The organism is Bradyrhizobium sp. 138, from assembly GCF_023074075.1.
Lineage (GTDB): Bacteria > Pseudomonadota > Alphaproteobacteria > Rhizobiales > Xanthobacteraceae > Bradyrhizobium.
In genome coordinates this window covers 143,762-160,417 of the sequence record NZ_JADPKT010000074.1, presented here as the reverse complement: position 1 = coordinate 160,417, position 16,656 = coordinate 143,762, and the positions used below count along the sequence as shown (strand labels likewise).

Genomic DNA, 16,656 nt, shown 5'->3' with positions numbered 1-16,656 from the left:
GCAGACCGCAGGGCGTAACCCACCTCTTCTGTCTCCGCGGATAGACAAGTGGTGGGTTACGCTCTGCGACCGCGCTTCGCGCAGCCGCAGCGCTAACCCACCCTACGCATTCCTTTACGCCTCGTTGCCGCCTTCCTGCCGCGTGGCCTCGAACAGGAACCAGGTGCGGCGCTCGGTCTCGTCGATGAAGTTTTCCAGGATGCTGGCGCTGGCGACATCGCCGGCGTCGTCGCAAACGTCGTGCGCTTTGCGCATCGCCGCTGCGACGTGCTTGTTGTCCTGCATCAGCTCGCGCAGCATCTCGCGCGGCGGGACGTAGTCCTCGTTGTTGTCCTTGATGGTCTGGAGCTTTGCGACCTGGCCGATCGACTTCAGCGTGGTGCCGCCGATCTTGCGGACGCGCTCGGCAAGCTGGTCGGTGGTGGCGAAGATCTGGTCCGACTGCTCGTCGAGCAGCAGATGGTAGTCGCGGAAGTGCCGCCCGCTGATGTGCCAATGGAAGTTCTTGGTCTTCAGATACAGCGCGAAGGCGTCGGCCAGAAGCACGTTGAGCGCCTCCGAGACCTTCCTGGCCCCGTCGGGCGCCAGATCGGTCGGTATATCGAGATCGGGGGAGACCTTGTTGTTGGTTTTGCTCACGGGAGACCTTCCTGTTAGGACGCGGACATTGACGGCGCGCCGTCGCACCCCTAACGCAAGGCGGACAGCGCCGGTTCCGTTAGCGGAACCGTTGGGCCGGGACCCTCGAATACCATGGACGATTGGATCGATTATTACGACTCCACGCATACGATCTATGTCAGCAAGCTGCATCGCGACTTGCACTTCCAGATCATCGCGCGGGACATCATCGGCTACATCTCCTCGCCGGATGCGACGGTGCTGGACTATGCCTGCGGCGAGGCGCTGTCGGCGAGCCAGGTGGCTGCTCGCTGCGGCAAGCTGATCCTGGCCGAGCCTGCGCCCGGCGTGCGTGGCCGGCTGATCGCGCGATTTGCCCCGAACACCAGGATCCGAGTCCGCTCGCTCGACGACGTCCGCAAGATGCAGGACCAGTCGATCGACCTCGTGGTGATGAACTCGGTCGCGCAATACATGGCGCCGGACGAGCTCGATGCCGCGCTGCTCAACATCCACCGTATCCTGAAGCCCTCCGGCAAGCTGGTGCTGGGCGACATCCTCCAGCCCAATGTCGGCATGTTCAGGGACGTCATGGCGCTGCTCGGCTTCGGCCTGCGCCACGGCTTCCTGAAGGACGCGCTGATCGGGCTGATCAGCACCGCGCTGTCGGATTACCGTCAGCTGCGCACACGCATCGGTCTGCAGCGCTACAGCGAGGAGGAGATCACCGCCAAGCTGAGGGCGGCCGGGTTCGCGGTCCAGCGCGCCCACACCAATATCGGCCACAATCGCTGGCGCATGACCTTCATCGCGCGGCCGCCTCTGGTTCGTTAAGCATAACAATTAGCCGTTGTAGCTTGTCGCACTGCAATCGGACATGATCGCCGCGGCCCGGTGGCGGAAGCGTCTACGCGAGGGCGGTGCAACGCTCTACATCCTGGTTCAAATCCAGGCCGGGTCTCCAGCCTTCGCTGGCTCCGCCAGCTTCGGCTCGGCATGCCCTTCCGTAGCGAAGCCAGGCACGCTTCGACTGCCCCCACGAAGCAAAATCTCGCTTCAACCTGCCTCAACCACATCACACGCCGGCAGTAGCTGAAGCCGCTCGGCATCCCTGGCCGCCGATTTGATCACGGCATCGAGCAGGCCGGGAAAGCGCGCATCCAGATCCTCGCGGCGCAGCCGCATGAAGCGGTTGGTGCCCGCCACACGCGTCTGCATCAGGCCGCATTCGCGCAGCTTGGCGAAGTGATAGGCGAGGTTGGACTTGCCGCTGAGCGCGTAGAAGTCGCCGCAGCACAGCTCGCTGCTGACACGTTCCTGCTGCGCGAGCTGGTAGACGATCGCCAATCGGATCGGATCGCTCAGGCAATCCAGCACCATCGGCAGCTCGATCTGCTCGCGGGTCGGATGGAGAGGTGTGCGGCTCATGATCCGGGAATCATAGCGAAGTGGCCGTAATGTTCAATAGTTCTTGAACCAATTGACACCGAGACCGTCGCGTTCGATAGTTCAATAAACGTTGAACATAAGGATTGCTCTCATGAGCGTATTCTGGCTGGCCTTGGCGGCCTTCGCGATCGGCACGGAAGGCTTTGTGATTGCAGGTCTTTTACCGTCGATCGCCTCCGACCTCGCGATCTCGGTCCCCGCCGCCGGCCAATTGGTCACAGCCTACGCTCTCACCTATGCCGTGGGCTCACCGATCCTGGCGGTGACGCTGAACAATATCGACCGTCGCACCGTGCTGGCCCTGGCGTTGACGACCTTCATCGCCGGAAACCTCGCGGCCATGGTGGCCTCCAACTACGCGCTGCTGCTGGCCTCGCGCATGCTGATGGCGCTGGGCTCCGGACTGTGCATGCCGACGGCGCTCGCGGTATCGGTCGCCGTCGCCGCCCCTGAAAGACGCGGCCGCGCGGTGGCGCTGGTCACGTCGGGGCTTACGATTGCGACCGTCATCGGCGTTCCCCTCGGCAATCTCGTCGGCAGCCTGCTCGGCTGGCGCGCAACCTTTGCCATGGTGGCCCTGATCAGCGCCGTTGCGCTCGCGGGCCTCCTGCTCGGCCTGCCCCGCGGACTGCCGCGAAACACAGCTTCGCTCGGCGAACGGCTGGCGGTGGCGCGCCACGGCCATGTCCTGGCCGCGCTTCTGATCACGATTTTATGGGCGCTCGGCGCCTTCACCCTGTTCACCTATTTCGCGGTCCCGTTGCGCGGCCTTGGCTTCGATGCTTCGCAAATCAGCCTTGCCCTGCTGGTGTTCGGCGCCGCCGCCGCGATCGGGAACATGCTCGGCGGCCTTTTGGCCGACAGGCTGGGCACCATCGTCACGGCGGCGCTCGGCCTGACCGGCATGGCCAGCGCGCTTTTCCTGCATTCGCTGGTGCTGAAATTTCTCCCGGGCCAGGCACATTATGCGATCCTGGGCCCGATCTTCCTCTGGGGCATCGCGGGCTGGGCGTTCTATCCGGCCCAGGTCGCCAGCATCATCCGGATCGACCCGCAGGCCTCGATGGTTGCGCTCTCCCTCAATGCCTCGGCCATGTATCTCGGCTTCGCCATCGGCGGCGCCTTGGGCGGCGCCGTGCTTGCAGGTTGGAGCCCGGCAGATCTCGGCTGGGTCGGCGGGTTGAGCATTTCGGCAGCCCTTCTGGTGCATCTTGCCCGCGGCTGGCAGGCCCGGCCAAAACCGGTCAAAATTGCCGGTTGATGGGCGTTTTTCGGGGTTTCGCCGCCCCAAAAACTGGTCTAAGACCCACCCGCGCGCGAGGGAGACCCCCGCGCTCTCGGCTTCAGGGGACGCGCGGCAAGCGCGCCCTTTTTTTGTGCCCAAATTCCACTTCGGCGAGAGTTGATGCCCAAACGTACAGACATCACCACCATCCTGATCATCGGCGCCGGTCCCATCGTGATCGGCCAGGCCTGCGAGTTCGACTATTCGGGCACGCAAGCGGTGAAGACGCTGAAGGAAGAGGGCTATCGCATCGTCCTCGTCAATTCCAATCCGGCCACCATCATGACCGACCCGGAATTGGCCGATGCGACCTATATCGAGCCGATCACGCCCGAGATCGTCGCCAAGATCATCGAGAAGGAACGTCACGTCATTCCCGGCGGCTTCGCGCTGCTGCCGACGATGGGCGGACAGACCGCGCTGAACTGCGCGCTGTCGCTGCGCCGGCAGGGCACGCTGGAGAAGTTCGACGTCGAGATGATCGGCGCCACCGCCGACGCCATCGACAAGGCGGAGGACCGCCAGCTTTTCCGCGAGGCCATGACCAAGATCGGGCTCGAGACGCCGAAGTCGCGGCTCGCCAACGCCTCCGAGCTGAAGAAGTCGTTCCGCGACAAGCACCAGGCTGAACGTGCGAAGCTGTCGGGCGCAGCTCTCGAAGAGCACGACCGGCAGTGGACGCTGGGCGAGAGCGAGCGTCGCAAGCGCTACCAGGAATACGCATTCGGCCAAGCGATGATGGCGCTGTCCGAGATCGGCCTGCCCGCGATCATCCGCCCCTCCTTCACGATGGGCGGTACCGGCGGCGGCATCGCCTACAACAAGGAAGAGTTCCTCGACATCATCGAGCGCGGCCTCGATGCATCTCCGACCAACGAAGTGCTGATCGAAGAATCCGTGCTCGGCTGGAAAGAGTACGAGATGGAGGTGGTGCGCGACAAGAAGGACAATTGCATCATCGTCTGCTCGATCGAGAACCTCGATCCGATGGGCGTGCACACCGGCGATTCCATCACGGTGGCGCCGGCGCTGACGCTGACCGACAAGGAATACCAGATCATGCGCGACGCCTCGCTGGCGGTGCTGCGCGAGATCGGGGTCGAGACCGGCGGCTCCAACGTGCAGTTCGGCGTCAATCCCGAGGACGGCCGCATGGTCGTCATCGAGATGAACCCGCGCGTGTCACGTTCCTCCGCGCTCGCGTCGAAGGCCACCGGCTTTCCGATCGCCAAGGTCGCCGCCAAGCTCGCGGTCGGCTACACGCTCGACGAGATCGCCAACGACATCACCGGCGGCGCCACGCCCGCCTCGTTCGAGCCGACCATCGACTACGTCGTCACCAAGGTGCCGCGCTTCGCCTTCGAGAAATTCCCCGGCGCATCGACCACGCTGACGACGTCGATGAAGTCGGTCGGCGAAGTCATGGCGATCGGTCGCACCTTCCAGGAAAGCCTCCAGAAGGCACTGCGCGGTCTCGAGACCGGCCTCACCGGCCTCGACGAGATCGAGATCGAGGGTCTCGGCCAGCACGACGACAAGAACGCGATCCGCGCCGCGCTCGGCACGCCGACGCCGAACCGGCTGCTCCAGGTCGCCCAGGCCATGCGGCTCGGCTGGTCGAACGACGACATTTTCAACTCCTGCAAGATCGATCCGTGGTTCCTCGGCGAGATGCGCGGCATCGTCGACATGGAGGAGAAGGTTCGCAAGAACGGCCTGCCCGTCAACGCCTTCGGCATGCGCACGCTCAAGGCCATGGGCTTCTCCGACGCGCGCCTCGCGGTGCTCGCCGAGACGACGGAGGCCGAGGTCACCGCAAAGCGCCACGCGCTCGGCGTCCGCCCCGTCTACAAGCGCATCGACACCTGCGCGGCCGAATTCGCCTCGCCCACCGCCTACATGTATTCGACCTATGAGGCGCCGTTTGCGGGCGCGCCGGCGGACGAGAGCGCGCCGTCCGACAAGAAGAAGGTCATCATTCTCGGCGGCGGGCCGAACCGCATCGGCCAGGGCATCGAGTTCGACTATTGCTGCTGTCACGCCTGCTTCGCGCTGCATGACGCCGGCTATGAATCCATCATGGTCAACTGCAACCCGGAGACGGTGTCGACCGACTACGACACCGCCGACCGGCTCTATTTCGAGCCGCTCACCGCCGAGGACGTGCTGGAGATCATCGCCACGGAGCGCCGCAAGGGCACGCTGCATGGCGTGATCGTGCAGTTCGGCGGCCAGACCCCGCTGAAGCTGGCGCGCGCGCTGGAGGCTGCCGAAGTGCCGATCCTCGGCACCTCGCCTGATGCCATCGACCTTGCCGAGGACCGCGACCGCTTCAAGCGCGTGCTCGACAAGCTTCGCCTCAAGCAGCCGAAGAACGGCATCGCCTATTCGGTCGAGCAGGCAAGGCTCGTCTCCGCCGATCTCGGCCTGCCGCTGGTGGTACGTCCGTCCTACGTGCTCGGCGGCCGCGCGATGCAGATCATCCGCGAGGAGAACCAGCTCAACGACTATCTGCTCGGCACGCTGCCGGAGCTGGTGCCGGCCGACGTCAAGGCGCGCTATCCGAACGACAAGACCGGGCAGATCAACACCGTGCTCGGCAAGAACCCGCTGCTGTTCGACCGCTATCTGTCTGATGCCACCGAGATCGACGTCGACTGCCTCTGCGATGGCAAGGACACCTTCATCGTCGGCATCATGGAGCACATCGAGGAAGCCGGCATCCATTCCGGCGACAGCGCCTGCTCGCTGCCGCCGCACTCGCTCGAGCCTGAGATGATCGAGGAGCTGGAGCGGCAGACCCGCGAGCTCGCGCTCGGCCTCGACGTGGTCGGCCTGATGAACGTGCAATACGCCATCAAGGATAGCGAGATCTACGTGCTCGAGGTCAATCCGCGCGCCTCGCGTACCGTGCCCTTCGTTGCCAAGGTGGTCGGCACGCCGGTCGCGAAGATCGCCGCGCGCATCATGGCCGGCGAGAAGCTCGCCGACTTCAAATTGAAGGAGGCGCAGCTCAAGCATGTCGGCGTCAAGGAATCGGTCTTTCCGTTCGCGCGCTTCCCCGGCGTCGACACGGTGCTCGGCCCCGAGATGCGCTCGACCGGCGAGGTCATGGGCATCGACGGCTCGTTTGCGGTGGCGTTTGCCAAGAGCCAGCTCGGCGGGGGCACGCGGGTGCCGCGCAAGGGCACGGTGTTCGTCTCGGTGCGTGAGAGCGACAAGACGCGTATCGCCGAAGCGGTTCGCGAATTGCATTCACTCGGCTTCAAGGTGCTGGCAACCTCGGGCACGCAGCGCTTCCTGACCGATCAGGGCATCCCGACCGAGAAGGTGAACAAGGTGCTGGAGGGCCGGCCGCACATCGTCGACGCCATCACCAATGGCGACGTCCAACTCGTCTTCAACACCACCGAAGGCCCGCAGGCGCTGGCCGACAGCCGTTCGCTGCGGCGCGCGGCCCTCTTGCATAAAGTGCCGTATTACACCACTCTTTCCGGGGCCGTGGCGGCCGCGCAGGGCATCCGCGCCTATCTGGGCGGGGACCTTGAGGTTCGTACCCTGCAGAGCTACTTTTCGGAAACCTGATCGCTAGCGGCAGCAAAGCTTCCGCTAAGTGATTGGCAAGGAAGCCACAATGGCCGGAGGAACTGATCCGGCCAGGTGGTGGTTCTGTTCCGGCGCCAGACCCACATAACATCCCGGCGGGCGCGTGTTCAGCCCCGGGAATACCGACGAATCAAGGTTGCCGCGCCCTCGGTCTTCGGGGGCGCGCAGCTGAAGGACGAGAGAAGAGATGGAAAAGGTTCCGATGACCCAGGCCGGCTTTGTCGCGCTCGGGGAAGAATTGAAGAAGCGCCAGTCGGAAGATCGTCCGCGGATCATCGAGCATATCGCCGAGGCGCGCTCGCACGGAGACCTGTCGGAGAATGCGGAGTATCATGCCGCGAAGGAAGAGCAGTCCCACAATGAAGGCCGCATCGCCGAGCTTGAGGACAAGCTCGCGCGCGCCGACATCATCGATATTTCCAAGCTCTCCGGCGACACCATCAAGTTCGGCGCCACAGTGACCTTGGTCGACGAGGACACCGAAAAGAAGACGGTGTGGCAGATCGTCGGCGAGGTCGAGGCCGACGCCAAGAAGGGCCGCATCTCCATCACCTCGCCGCTCGCGCGCGCGCTGATCGGTAAGAAGAAGGGCTCGACCGTCGAGGTCAATGCACCCGGCGGCGCCAAGGCGTATGAGATCACCAAGGTGGAGTGGCGGTAAGAACTTTCCGGCGCGATGATGTTTAAAAAGGCCGCGCAATGCGCGGCCTTTTTGTTTCGGCATATTGCCTGCGTGAGTGGTCATTGCGAGCGCAGCGACGCAATCCAGAATCCCTCCGCGGAGACACTAGATTGCTTCGTCGCAAGGGCTCCTCGCAATGACGGTGTTGATGCAGGGCCCTCACTCTCATGTCCCCGACGCGCTGCAACGCGTAGCGTTGCTGCGCAGAGCCGGGATCCAGAAGGCAACACGGTGTGCCGTGAGATGGGCCCGGCTCAGCAGCGCATCACTTCGTGCTGCGCCGCGTCCTGGGCACGACAGAGCGAATCTACCGCCGCGCCTTCACATCCAGCGGAACGGCCGCCTCATACTTCGAATTATGCAGCACCAGCGATGTCCGCACATTGCGCACGTGGGGCGCCGCCGTCAGATGCGTGACGAAATCCTGGAAGGTCGCCATGTCAGGGGCGACGCATTTCAGGATGAAATCGACCTCGCCCGACAGCATCCAGCACTCCCGCACCAAGGGCTCGGCACGGACGAACGCCTCGAACGCGCGCAAATCCGCCTCGGCCTGGCTGGACAGGTGCACCGCGGCGAACACGGTGACGTCGAAGCCGAGCTTGCGGGCGTCCAGCAGGCCCCGATAGCCGTGGATGTAGCCCTCCTCCTCCAGCGCCCGAACGCGGCGCAGGCAGGGCGGCGGGGAGATGCCGACACGCTTGGCCAGCTCGACATTCGTGATTCGACCGTCGGCCTGAATCTCGGTGAGAATCTTCAGGTCGATCTCGTCTAGGTTCCGCGACACGTGATTGGAACTCCTGGCCTTTACGGCTGTATTGGTGGGTTTCTCGCAATCCTCATAGCCAGTCCGCAACCTTAGCGCAATTTTATTGCGCGCGCAGCGCAAGGGACTTTTGTTCCCTGTTGGAAAAATCCGCCGACAGGGAATGCAATTCTTGCATGGCTCACCAGAAGGCTTAGATTAGCTCTGATATTTCAGCGCCTCCGCGAGGCCTCCCGGCCCGTTACGCGCCCGCGCTGCAAATCCCCCGTGAAAGGCGTCCATCGAAATGTCCGCTCCTGTTCATGCAAAGGTCGTCATTATCGGCTCCGGCCCCGCCGGTTACACCGCGGCAATCTACGCCGCGCGCGCGATGCTGGAGCCGATCCTGATCCAGGGCATCCAGGCCGGTGGCCAGCTCACCATCACCACCGACGTCGAGAACTATCCGGGCTTCGCCGACGTGATCCAGGGCCCTTGGCTGATGGAGCAGATGGAGAAGCAGGCGGTCCATGTCGGCACCAGGATCGTCTCCGATCTCGTCACCAAGCTGGAGACGGCGCACCGGCCGTTCCGCCTCATCTGCGACTCGGGCGACGTCTATCTCGCCGATACCGTGATCCTCGCCACCGGCGCGCAAGCGCGCTGGCTCGGATTGCCGTCCGAAGTGAAGTTCCAAGGCGGCGGTGTGTCGGCCTGCGCCACCTGCGACGGCTTTTTCTACCGCAACAAGGACGTCGTGGTGGTCGGCGGCGGCAATACTGCGGTCGAGGAAGCGCTGTACCTCACCAACCATGCCTCGCAGGTCACCATCGTGCACCGCCGCGATCACTTCCGCGCCGAGCGCATCCTGCAGGAGCGGCTGTTCAGGCACCCGAAGATCAAGGTGATCTGGGACTCCGCGGTCGACGAGATCTGCGGCACCGAGAACCCGAACAAGGTCACCCATGTCCGCCTGAAGAACGTCAAGACAGGCGCACTGACGGACGTGAAGACCGACGGCATCTTCATCGCCATCGGCCATGCGCCGGCGACCGAGCTCGTGAAAGACCAGATCAAGCTGAAACCCTCGGGCTATGTCGAGGTCGCCCCGAACTCGACCGCCACCTCGATGCCCGGCCTGTTCGCCGCCGGCGACGTCGCCGACGAGACTTATCGCCAGGCCGTGACGGCCGCAGGCCTCGGCTGCATGGCAGCGCTCGAGGCCGAACGTTTCTTGGCCATGCGCGCCAGCGAGCGCGCAGCAGCGGAATAGACATCATGCCTCGAACACGCGACGGATTTACGGATATGGACTGGGACAAGCTGAAGGTGTTTCACGCAGCGGCGGAAGCTGGCAGCTTCACGCATGCGGGCGAGCAGCTCGGCCTGTCGCAATCGGCGGTGTCGCGCCAGGTCTCGGCGCTGGAGCAGGAGCTTTCGGTCTCGCTGTTCCATCGCCATGCCCGCGGCCTGATCCTCACCGAGCAGGGCGATTTGTTGTTCCGCACCGCGCATGACGTGTTCATGCAGCTGCAGGCGGCGCGCGCGAAACTCACCGACAGCCGCGAGCGGCCGAGCGGTGACCTCAAGATCACCACCACGCCCGGTGTCGGCATCAACTGGCTGATCCCCCGGCTCGGCGAGTTCACCGCGCTTTATCCCGAGATCCGCATCTCGCTGATCGTCACCGACGAGGAGCTCGATCTGTCGATGCGCGAGGCGGACGTCGCCATCCGCACCCGCAAGCCGACGCAGCCGGATCTGATCCAGCGCAAGCTGTTCGCGATGGGCTTCCACGCCTATTGCTCACCGGAATACATCAAGCGCTTCGGCACACCGCGCACGCTGGAGGAGCTCGATTCCCACCGCATCATCACGCTCGCCGACGGCAACTTTGCGCCGCATCTGCAGAACCGTAACTGGCTGGTCGAAGCCGGGCGCAACGGCTCGGGTCCGCGCGAAGCCTATTTCAGGGTGAACAACATCCTCGGTCTGGTACGCGCCTGTCAGCAGGGCCTCGGCATCGCCGCGCTGCCCGACTACCTCGTCGAGGAACAGAGCAAACTCGTGCAGCTGTTCGGCGAGTCGGATTCGATCCAGCTCGACACGTATTTTGTCTATCCCGAGGAATTGAAGACGGTGGCACGCGTGCAGGTGTTCCGCGACTTCGTGGTCAGCAAGGCGCAGCGCTGGCCGTCCTGATTTCCGCATGACTGACATGCGGCCTCGGCTGTTGCTGCAGGCCGCTCGTCAAGCCCATACTGTTTGCACGCTGAGCCTTCGCGTTGCGCATTTGTCCCCCTCCTCCAGTGGCGCGGGAGTTCAGTAATCCCTCTTGGAAGGTGATTGTGTCGGCCTCACGTGGCCAATACCTTAAGCCGGGCTCTTTGGGCCCGGCTTTTTTTCGTTCAAATCGACCTTCGCCTTCCGCGTGTATTGACAGTTCCACGCATACCCCGCATCATTTGCCGATGATCACGAAGTCGTGCGCAATCTCGTTCAAGGCCAACGCCTCGAAAAAAGGCCCCCATCCCGGGGCCTCGGATTTTTGCGCGCGCTAGCTAAGCTTCGTCATCGCTGCAAATCCCGAAAACCCCGCCGCCTGGACGGGGTTTTTTCATGTGCCCTCCGTCTCAGGCTTTTTCCCGAGAAGGAGATGGAAACATGACCGGACTTGAAGATCATTTGCACGGGCTGTGGCTGCCGCTGGTGACGCCGTTTCAGGGCGGCGCGCTGGACGAGAAGTCGCTGCGGCGGCTGACGCGGCACTACAGCGCGCAAGGCATCGACGGCTTCATCCTGGGGGCCACCTCCGGTGAAGGCATGACGCTGCGCGGGGCCGAGCTCGAACGTCTCGTTGCCATCGTGCGCGACGAGATGGCGGCCGGCCGCCGCAACCTTCCGGTCTGCCTCGGGCTGTCAGGCGCCGACACCGCGCGGCTGAAGGAACGTCTCGACGAGACCGCGGACTGGCCGATCGACGGTTATCTGATCGCCAGCCCTTATTATGTGCGGCCCTCGCAACGCGGGCTGCTGGCGCATTTCGAGACGCTCGCCGATCACGCCGCCTGGCCGCTCGCGCTCTACAACATTCCCTATCGCACCTCGGTGAACATCACCAACCAGACCATGCTGCGGCTCGCCGAGCACAACAACATCGTGGGCTTGAAGGATTGCGGCGCGAGCCGCGAGCAATCGATCGCGCTGCTGCGCGACCGGCCGAAGGACTTTCGCGTGCTCACCGGCGAGGACGCGAACTATTTCGAGGCGCTCGGTGACGGCGCCGACGGCGGCATCGTGCTGTCCGCCCATGTCGAGACCGCGACGTTTGCGGCCGTGTATGCCGAGATGAAGCGCGGCAACCACGACGCGGCGCTGGCGCGCTGGCAGGAGGTCGCTGGTTTGACGCGGCTGTTGTTCACCGAGCCGAGCCCGGCCCCGGCCAAGTACTGGCTGTGGCGATGCGGCCTCATCGACAGCCCCGAAGTGCGCCTGCCGATGGTGGAGGTCAGCAGCGAGCCGCGGCCACGATCGATCGCGAGATCGAGCGACGGACGAAGGTCGCGGCGTAGCTTTCTTCGCCTCTCCCCGCGTGCGGGGAGAGGCCGGAATTTGCGCACGCAAATTCCGGGTGAGGGGGAGCTTCCGCGAGTCCTGTGGTTAACCGGACCCCAATGCCCTTCGCACCCGCCGCATGGCGCGTCCACGCCTCGTTTACGCTCTGATGCCTATCGTTGTCCTCCAAAGCTTCTCGAAGGGGGAATGACCATGGGGCATCGCACCCGGGCTACGGCCGCGAGCCAGTTCGCGCCGACCGATCTCTTGAAGGGAATTCTCGTCGTATCGTCGTTCGGGTTCTGGGCGGTGATGCTCGGCCTGATGCCGGTGCTGCTGTTTCGGGTCTGGCTCGCCTGAGGCGGCTGTTCGCGCGGATGGTTAAGCGGAGGTCGCAAATGCGCTCAAAATGCGAGCGGGATTGCAAGCCGGAATTTTAAAACATCGCGCGTATCGTTCACGCCCATAAGCGAAGAAATCGCGGGGGCGTTTGTGAATAGTCATAATGAAATGGCGTCGCATTTCGACGCCGGATACGAGAAGCTGTCCACCGAGCAGAGCTTTACCACCGAGGACATTCTCTGGGCCGTCGGCATCTGGTCGGTGATCCTGACGCTGTCGCCGGTCATCGTGTTCTACATGTTGATGGTGGCGTAGCTCATTTCCACCGATCCCGGAAACGCAAAACGCGCGGCTTGTCCGCGCGTTTTTCGTCCGGGGAAATGAATAATGAAAATTAAGCAGCCTGCTTGTGCATTGCGCCGGATGCCGACGCCGTGCCGCGAATAGCCTTCACTGAACGCTCGATCGCGGCCCACAGCCTTGCGATTTCCTGAGCCGCACGGCTCTCGGCCTGGTACTCCCGCGCGCCCTCGCCATGGCTCAGCGCCATCAGGAGATCCGAACGGTTGGTGATCTGGCCGCCCCACACCGGAGCCCGGAATTTGGCCAGCGCTTCGCGGGCGATGGTGACGATCGGGCTTTCGGCTTCGTCGCGTTTGGCCGGCGCACCGTTGAGCACGACCGCGTAGGGCTTACGCGCCGCGCGGCACATCTGGATCGTTTCCTGCACCGCGTTGACGTCGAACACGCCGGGGCGCGCGGGAATCACGACCATCGTCGCGTTGCGGATCGCGTCGTCGACCACGGCCGACAGGTTCGGCGGCGTGTCGATCAACACCCATTCATAGCCGTCGCGCTTGGCAGCGGAGACGATGCCGCTGACGGAGTTCACGGCCGCCTTGATCGGCGGCTCGTTGGTGCCACGCAGCTTGTGCCACAGCGTGAGCGAGCCCTGCGGGTCCGCGTCCACGAGCATGACCTGCTTGCTCGCCTTGATCTGCGCGGCGAGATGTGCGGCTAGGGTACTCTTGCCCGAGCCGCCTTTACGCGATGCAAAAACAATAACGTTCATACCTTCGGCCTCCAGATTGACCCCAGGCCGCGAAAATGAATCACCACGCTGATTCGTGAAAGATAAATTTATCGAGAGTTGCGCTTGGGTCACGAAATAACAAGGCGTGCTGGCTTTTGAGTCACACTGCGATGTGCGAGGCGCGACACGAACTGCAATGAAAACGTGTGTGCGCGAGCGTGTGTGCGTTTTCTGAGCAGTCGTTCGGGATAAAGCGGAATGCAACCTCGCCGCGCAACCCCGCATTCGACTTCTTTTCCGTCGTGCTTGCACGGCGTCTTCGTAAAGCCTCACGCCAGCTGCGCGAACAAAAGGAGTCCGTTACCTCAAGAAGTTTCGCAAAAGGAACGCTGACAGCCCCGCGCTCAGCCGTCGCTGGTCTTTTTCTTCTTGGCCGCAGGCTTGGCGGTCTTCTTCGCGGTTTTGGGCGCGATCTTCGTCGGCTTGCCGGCGCGCATCTCGCCCGGCTCGGGTCCGGGGCGGAAGAACACCCGGCATTGCGGCGAGAGTTGCGCCTTCTTCTTGATCATGCAGGCGGTGATGGCATCGACGTTCGGCACGAACTCGCCGCACAGCCGCATCGCATCCGGCGTGCAGGCCTGCTGCTCCTCCTGGGTGTAGGCGAAGCCGGCGCCGGGCTGAATCAGCACGGCCAGGGCCAGCCCGAGGGTGGCAGCAGCCAAGGATGTCTTGAAGCGAAGCGCCGGCATCGATTCCCCCAAATGTCGAACAGGAGGGAATAGTGGGTGAACGGCGGTTCGTTGGCAACCGAGGGGGATGCGAAAGCCGGACGCTGTGCGGTCTCGGCAACAGGGCGGCCGGCCCGGCACCAGCCCGACGGTCTGCCGTTCCCCCAAGGCGAAGCGGCGTGCAGCCCCCTTCGGCAGCCAGCCAACAAAAACGCGAAAACAACCCCATGCACAGTAGCCAAGCCACGGCAATCCCTCATCGTTTCATTTCTTAGGATTTGGCGAAGTCCGATTTGACACGTCGGGCAAAACAAGGGCATGATGACAGCATCAGGGAATGCGCGTGGGTGGTCGGCCGGGATCCCCGTGTGGTGAGGGATGCATGGCCACGTTGCTGATCGTCGCGCCGGTGTTTGCGCTGATCGCGGCCGGCTATGCCGCGGTGCTGTTTCGCTTCGTCTCGGAGAGCGCGCACAAGGGCATCAGCGAATTCGCCTTCAGCATCGCGATTCCCGCCCTGCTCTTCCGCACCATCGTCGTCTCGGAATTCCCCGACGTCAGCCCTGTCAGGATGTGGGGCGCCTATTATGGCGCGCTCGCCATCATCTGGATCGCCGCGCTGGCGATCTCGGCGCTGCTGCGCGCGCGGCGCGAGGAGCGCCAGGACGGCGTCGTGTTCGCGATTGGCTCGGTCTACGGCAACATCGTGATGCTCGGCATTCCGCTCGTGCTCTCGGCGCTCGGCAATGAGGCCGCAGGACCGATGGCGCTGATCCTGTCGGTGAACACGCCGCTGCTCTGGCTCTGCGGCATCCTGCAAATGGAGCTGGTCAGCCGCAAGCGGACCGGCTCGGCGCTGTCGGTGATCCGGCCCGTGCTGACGGATCTCGCCCGCAACCCGCTGATGCTGGCGATCGGCTTTGGCGTGATCTGGCGCTTCACCGGCCTCGGCCTCACGCCCGTCGTCGACCGCACCATCGAGCTCTTGGCGCAGGCGGGCTCGCCGACGGCGCTGATCGCACTCGGCATCAACCTGTTTCGCTTCGAGGTGAAGGGCGAGAAGCTGAGCATTCTTGTGATGTGTGCGCTCAAACTGCTGGCGATGCCGGCGGCCGCGTTCGTGCTGGCAAAGCTGCTCGACCTGCCGCCGCTGGCGGCCGGCGTGATCGTGCTGTTCGCGGCGATGCCGACCGGGGCCAATTCCTACATCTTCGCGGTGCAGTATCAGCGGCTGGTGAACCCGGTGTCAGGCGCGGTCGCGCTGGGGACGCTGCTCGCGGCGGTGACGTTGCCGGTGGTGGTGTGGGTGGTGGCAGGATCCAGGTAGCTCTGGAGATCCCATGCCATCTGCTCAGCGCCTCCCGAGCGCCTGCCACTCGATAGCCATTTTGGTCTGGCTCAACTCAAGCTGGATACCCGTTGAGATGGTGGACCTGATTGATCACCCCGGGCAAATATTCGGTCTGGTTCAAAACGCCGGTTGGCGAAGGCGCCGGGGTCGTCGAGTTCGGCCCTGACGGAAAACTGAGCGGCGGCGATTCCACGTTTGCCTATGCGGGACATTGGACGCAGGAAGGCGGGCACTTCAAAGCCAGTCTTTCCGCCCGACGCGTGACGCCCGGGCCGCCCGGTGTCTTCGGATTGGATGAGATCGACATCGTCGTGTCGGGCCACTCGGTCGATGGCTCAACCACATCCTGCACGGGTTTTGCAAAACAATCGCCCGGCTTGAAGCTGGAAGCGGAGCTTGTTCGTATCCTGGGCGATCATTGAGACGAGGAATCGCCCTAAGGCGCCCGTTGCACCGCATCGCGATTGGCGTGGGGGCCGCGGCGCGAACGCGTACTTCTGTACCAGCGGCCGGTGAACCCGGTGTCGGGCGCGGTGGCGCTGGAGACGCTGCTGGCGGCTGCTGCCGGTGGTGGTGTGGGTGGTGGCGGGACGAGCCTTGCACCATTGTCCCGAGGATTTTGCCTTTACACGCAAAGGTCGCTAGGCTGCCCTGACACATATTGCAGGGAGGGTGACATGGGACAGCGGGAAGACATGCTCGCATCGATTAGGGCCGCCTACGCCGCGCGCGACGGTGGTGACGCCGAGAGCCTGGTGACTGCTTTTCATCCAGAGGGCGCGTTCACCTTGATGGGCAACAAGAACGCGCTCGAACTCGCGGGAAGCATGCAGGGCCACCCGACCCTGCGCGAAGCTTTCGGTCAATTGATCGCCGGCTTCGGCTTCGAAGGCCGCGAGATCCTGGCCGAGCTGGTCGACGGCGATCGCGTCGCCGTCCACTCCCGCGTCGTCGTGCGACACCACCCGACCGGAAAAACGGTCAGCACCGAGATCCTGGACTTGTTCAGGTTTCAGGACGGCAAGATCGCGGAGTTGATCGAGTTTGCGGATACGGCGCAGATCAAGGCGATGATTTCCTGACGCGGGATGGGGTCGGATTGAAGTGGCATCCCGCTTTAGGTGCAGTTTCGGCGGCAGTGCACCAAATTGATGTCGCCTGACGTCGTGAGGTTTAGTGCACATCACCGTAACGAGCAGCACGTCCTGCGCGTGGATTGTCGTCGGTGCTTGAGGACCGTCGAAATCAAAAAGTTCGAT

General features: G+C 63.7%; 16 protein-coding genes, 1 tRNA gene and 1 pseudogene. 13 read left to right on the top strand and 5 right to left on the bottom strand.

Features of this window, described 5'->3' with window-relative positions; all coding sequences use genetic code 11:
* Window positions 1–114: 114 nt before the first annotated feature.
* The gene (locus IVA79_RS26835) at window positions 115–639 is read right to left on the bottom strand and encodes a DNA starvation/stationary phase protection protein (protein WP_247558622.1); all 525 of its coding nucleotides are present in this window, start codon (window positions 637–639) and stop codon (window positions 115–117) included.
* A gap of 114 nt (window positions 640–753) precedes the next feature.
* Here IVA79_RS26835 and IVA79_RS26830 point away from each other — a divergent pair, with 114 nt between their 5' ends.
* Window positions 754–1,455 carry a class I SAM-dependent methyltransferase gene (locus tag IVA79_RS26830; RefSeq protein WP_247558620.1) on the top strand — a complete coding sequence of 234 codons (702 nt, stop codon included), beginning with the start codon at window positions 754–756 and terminating at the stop codon, window positions 1,453–1,455.
* Between the two features lie 54 nt (window positions 1,456–1,509).
* Window positions 1,510–1,585 (top strand) — tRNA-OTHER (locus tag IVA79_RS26825).
* A 92-nt stretch (window positions 1,586–1,677) separates the two neighbouring features.
* On the opposite strand, the gene IVA79_RS26820 is transcribed toward IVA79_RS26825, so the two are convergent.
* The gene (locus tag IVA79_RS26820; RefSeq protein WP_247558617.1) at window positions 1,678–2,049 is read right to left on the bottom strand and encodes a helix-turn-helix transcriptional regulator; all 372 of its coding nucleotides are present in this window, start codon (window positions 2,047–2,049) and stop codon (window positions 1,678–1,680) included.
* A 112-nt stretch (window positions 2,050–2,161) separates the two neighbouring features.
* On the opposite strand from IVA79_RS26820, the gene IVA79_RS26815 reads away from it, so the two are divergent.
* The 3 genes from IVA79_RS26815 to greA all read left to right on the top strand — a co-directional run bounded on the left by IVA79_RS26815 (window position 2,162) and on the right by greA (window position 7,622).
* Complete coding sequence (locus IVA79_RS26815) at window positions 2,162–3,331, top strand: MFS transporter (RefSeq protein ID WP_247558615.1); 1,170 nt, start codon at window positions 2,162–2,164, stop codon at window positions 3,329–3,331.
* Window positions 3,332–3,475: 144 nt separating this feature from the next.
* Window positions 3,476–6,940, top strand: a complete 3,465-nt coding sequence (carB, locus tag IVA79_RS26810) for a carbamoyl-phosphate synthase large subunit (protein ID WP_247558613.1) — start codon at window positions 3,476–3,478, stop codon at window positions 6,938–6,940.
* Window positions 6,941–7,148: 208 nt separating this feature from the next.
* Window positions 7,149–7,622: a transcription elongation factor GreA gene (greA, locus tag IVA79_RS26805; RefSeq protein ID WP_018643807.1), complete on the top strand. Its 474-nt coding sequence runs from the start codon at window positions 7,149–7,151 to the stop codon at window positions 7,620–7,622.
* A gap of 328 nt (window positions 7,623–7,950) precedes the next feature.
* On the opposite strand, the gene IVA79_RS26800 is transcribed toward greA, so the two are convergent.
* Window positions 7,951–8,430 carry an Lrp/AsnC family transcriptional regulator gene (locus IVA79_RS26800; RefSeq protein WP_247558611.1) on the bottom strand — a complete coding sequence of 160 codons (480 nt, stop codon included), beginning with the start codon at window positions 8,428–8,430 and terminating at the stop codon, window positions 7,951–7,953.
* Between the two features lie 265 nt (window positions 8,431–8,695).
* Between IVA79_RS26800 and trxB the strand changes: the two genes are divergently transcribed.
* The 5 genes and pseudogenes from trxB to IVA79_RS26775 all read left to right on the top strand — a co-directional run bounded on the left by trxB (window position 8,696) and on the right by IVA79_RS26775 (window position 12,600).
* A complete protein-coding gene (gene trxB / locus IVA79_RS26795; protein WP_247558609.1) occupies window positions 8,696–9,661 on the top strand; it encodes a thioredoxin-disulfide reductase in 966 nt (321 codons plus the stop codon).
* A gap of 5 nt (window positions 9,662–9,666) precedes the next feature.
* Window positions 9,667–10,590 carry a LysR family transcriptional regulator gene (locus tag IVA79_RS26790; RefSeq protein ID WP_063197141.1) on the top strand — a complete coding sequence of 308 codons (924 nt, stop codon included), beginning with the start codon at window positions 9,667–9,669 and terminating at the stop codon, window positions 10,588–10,590.
* Window positions 10,591–11,052: 462 nt separating this feature from the next.
* Window positions 11,053–11,960, top strand: a pseudogene (locus IVA79_RS26785) (4-hydroxy-tetrahydrodipicolinate synthase).
* A 190-nt stretch (window positions 11,961–12,150) separates the two neighbouring features.
* Window positions 12,151–12,303 carry a hypothetical protein gene (locus IVA79_RS26780; RefSeq protein ID WP_247558607.1) on the top strand — a complete coding sequence of 51 codons (153 nt, stop codon included), beginning with the start codon at window positions 12,151–12,153 and terminating at the stop codon, window positions 12,301–12,303.
* Between the two features lie 132 nt (window positions 12,304–12,435).
* The gene (locus IVA79_RS26775) at window positions 12,436–12,600 is read left to right on the top strand and encodes a hypothetical protein (protein WP_247558604.1); all 165 of its coding nucleotides are present in this window, start codon (window positions 12,436–12,438) and stop codon (window positions 12,598–12,600) included.
* Window positions 12,601–12,679: 79 nt separating this feature from the next.
* On the opposite strand, the gene IVA79_RS26770 is transcribed toward IVA79_RS26775, so the two are convergent.
* Window positions 12,680–13,357 (bottom strand): ParA family protein, encoded by a 678-nt coding sequence (locus IVA79_RS26770; protein ID WP_200457091.1) that lies wholly within the window; start codon window positions 13,355–13,357, stop codon window positions 12,680–12,682.
* A 365-nt stretch (window positions 13,358–13,722) separates the two neighbouring features.
* On the bottom strand, window positions 13,723–14,067 hold the full coding sequence (locus IVA79_RS26765) for a hypothetical protein (protein ID WP_247558602.1): 345 nt from the start codon (window positions 14,065–14,067) through the stop codon (window positions 13,723–13,725).
* 361 nt (window positions 14,068–14,428) lie between these two features.
* Here IVA79_RS26765 and IVA79_RS26760 point away from each other — a divergent pair, with 361 nt between their 5' ends.
* The 3 genes from IVA79_RS26760 (at window position 14,429) to IVA79_RS26750 (ending at window position 16,479) form a co-directional block, all read left to right on the top strand.
* Window positions 14,429–15,373: an AEC family transporter gene (locus IVA79_RS26760; protein ID WP_247558600.1), complete on the top strand. Its 945-nt coding sequence runs from the start codon at window positions 14,429–14,431 to the stop codon at window positions 15,371–15,373.
* A gap of 110 nt (window positions 15,374–15,483) precedes the next feature.
* The gene (locus tag IVA79_RS26755) at window positions 15,484–15,819 is read left to right on the top strand and encodes a hypothetical protein (RefSeq protein ID WP_247558598.1); all 336 of its coding nucleotides are present in this window, start codon (window positions 15,484–15,486) and stop codon (window positions 15,817–15,819) included.
* Window positions 15,820–15,918: 99 nt separating this feature from the next.
* Entirely contained in the window at window positions 15,919–16,479 is a 561-nt protein-coding gene (locus IVA79_RS26750) for a nuclear transport factor 2 family protein (RefSeq protein ID WP_247558595.1), read from the top strand.
* The last annotated feature ends 177 nt before the right edge of the window (window positions 16,480–16,656 follow it).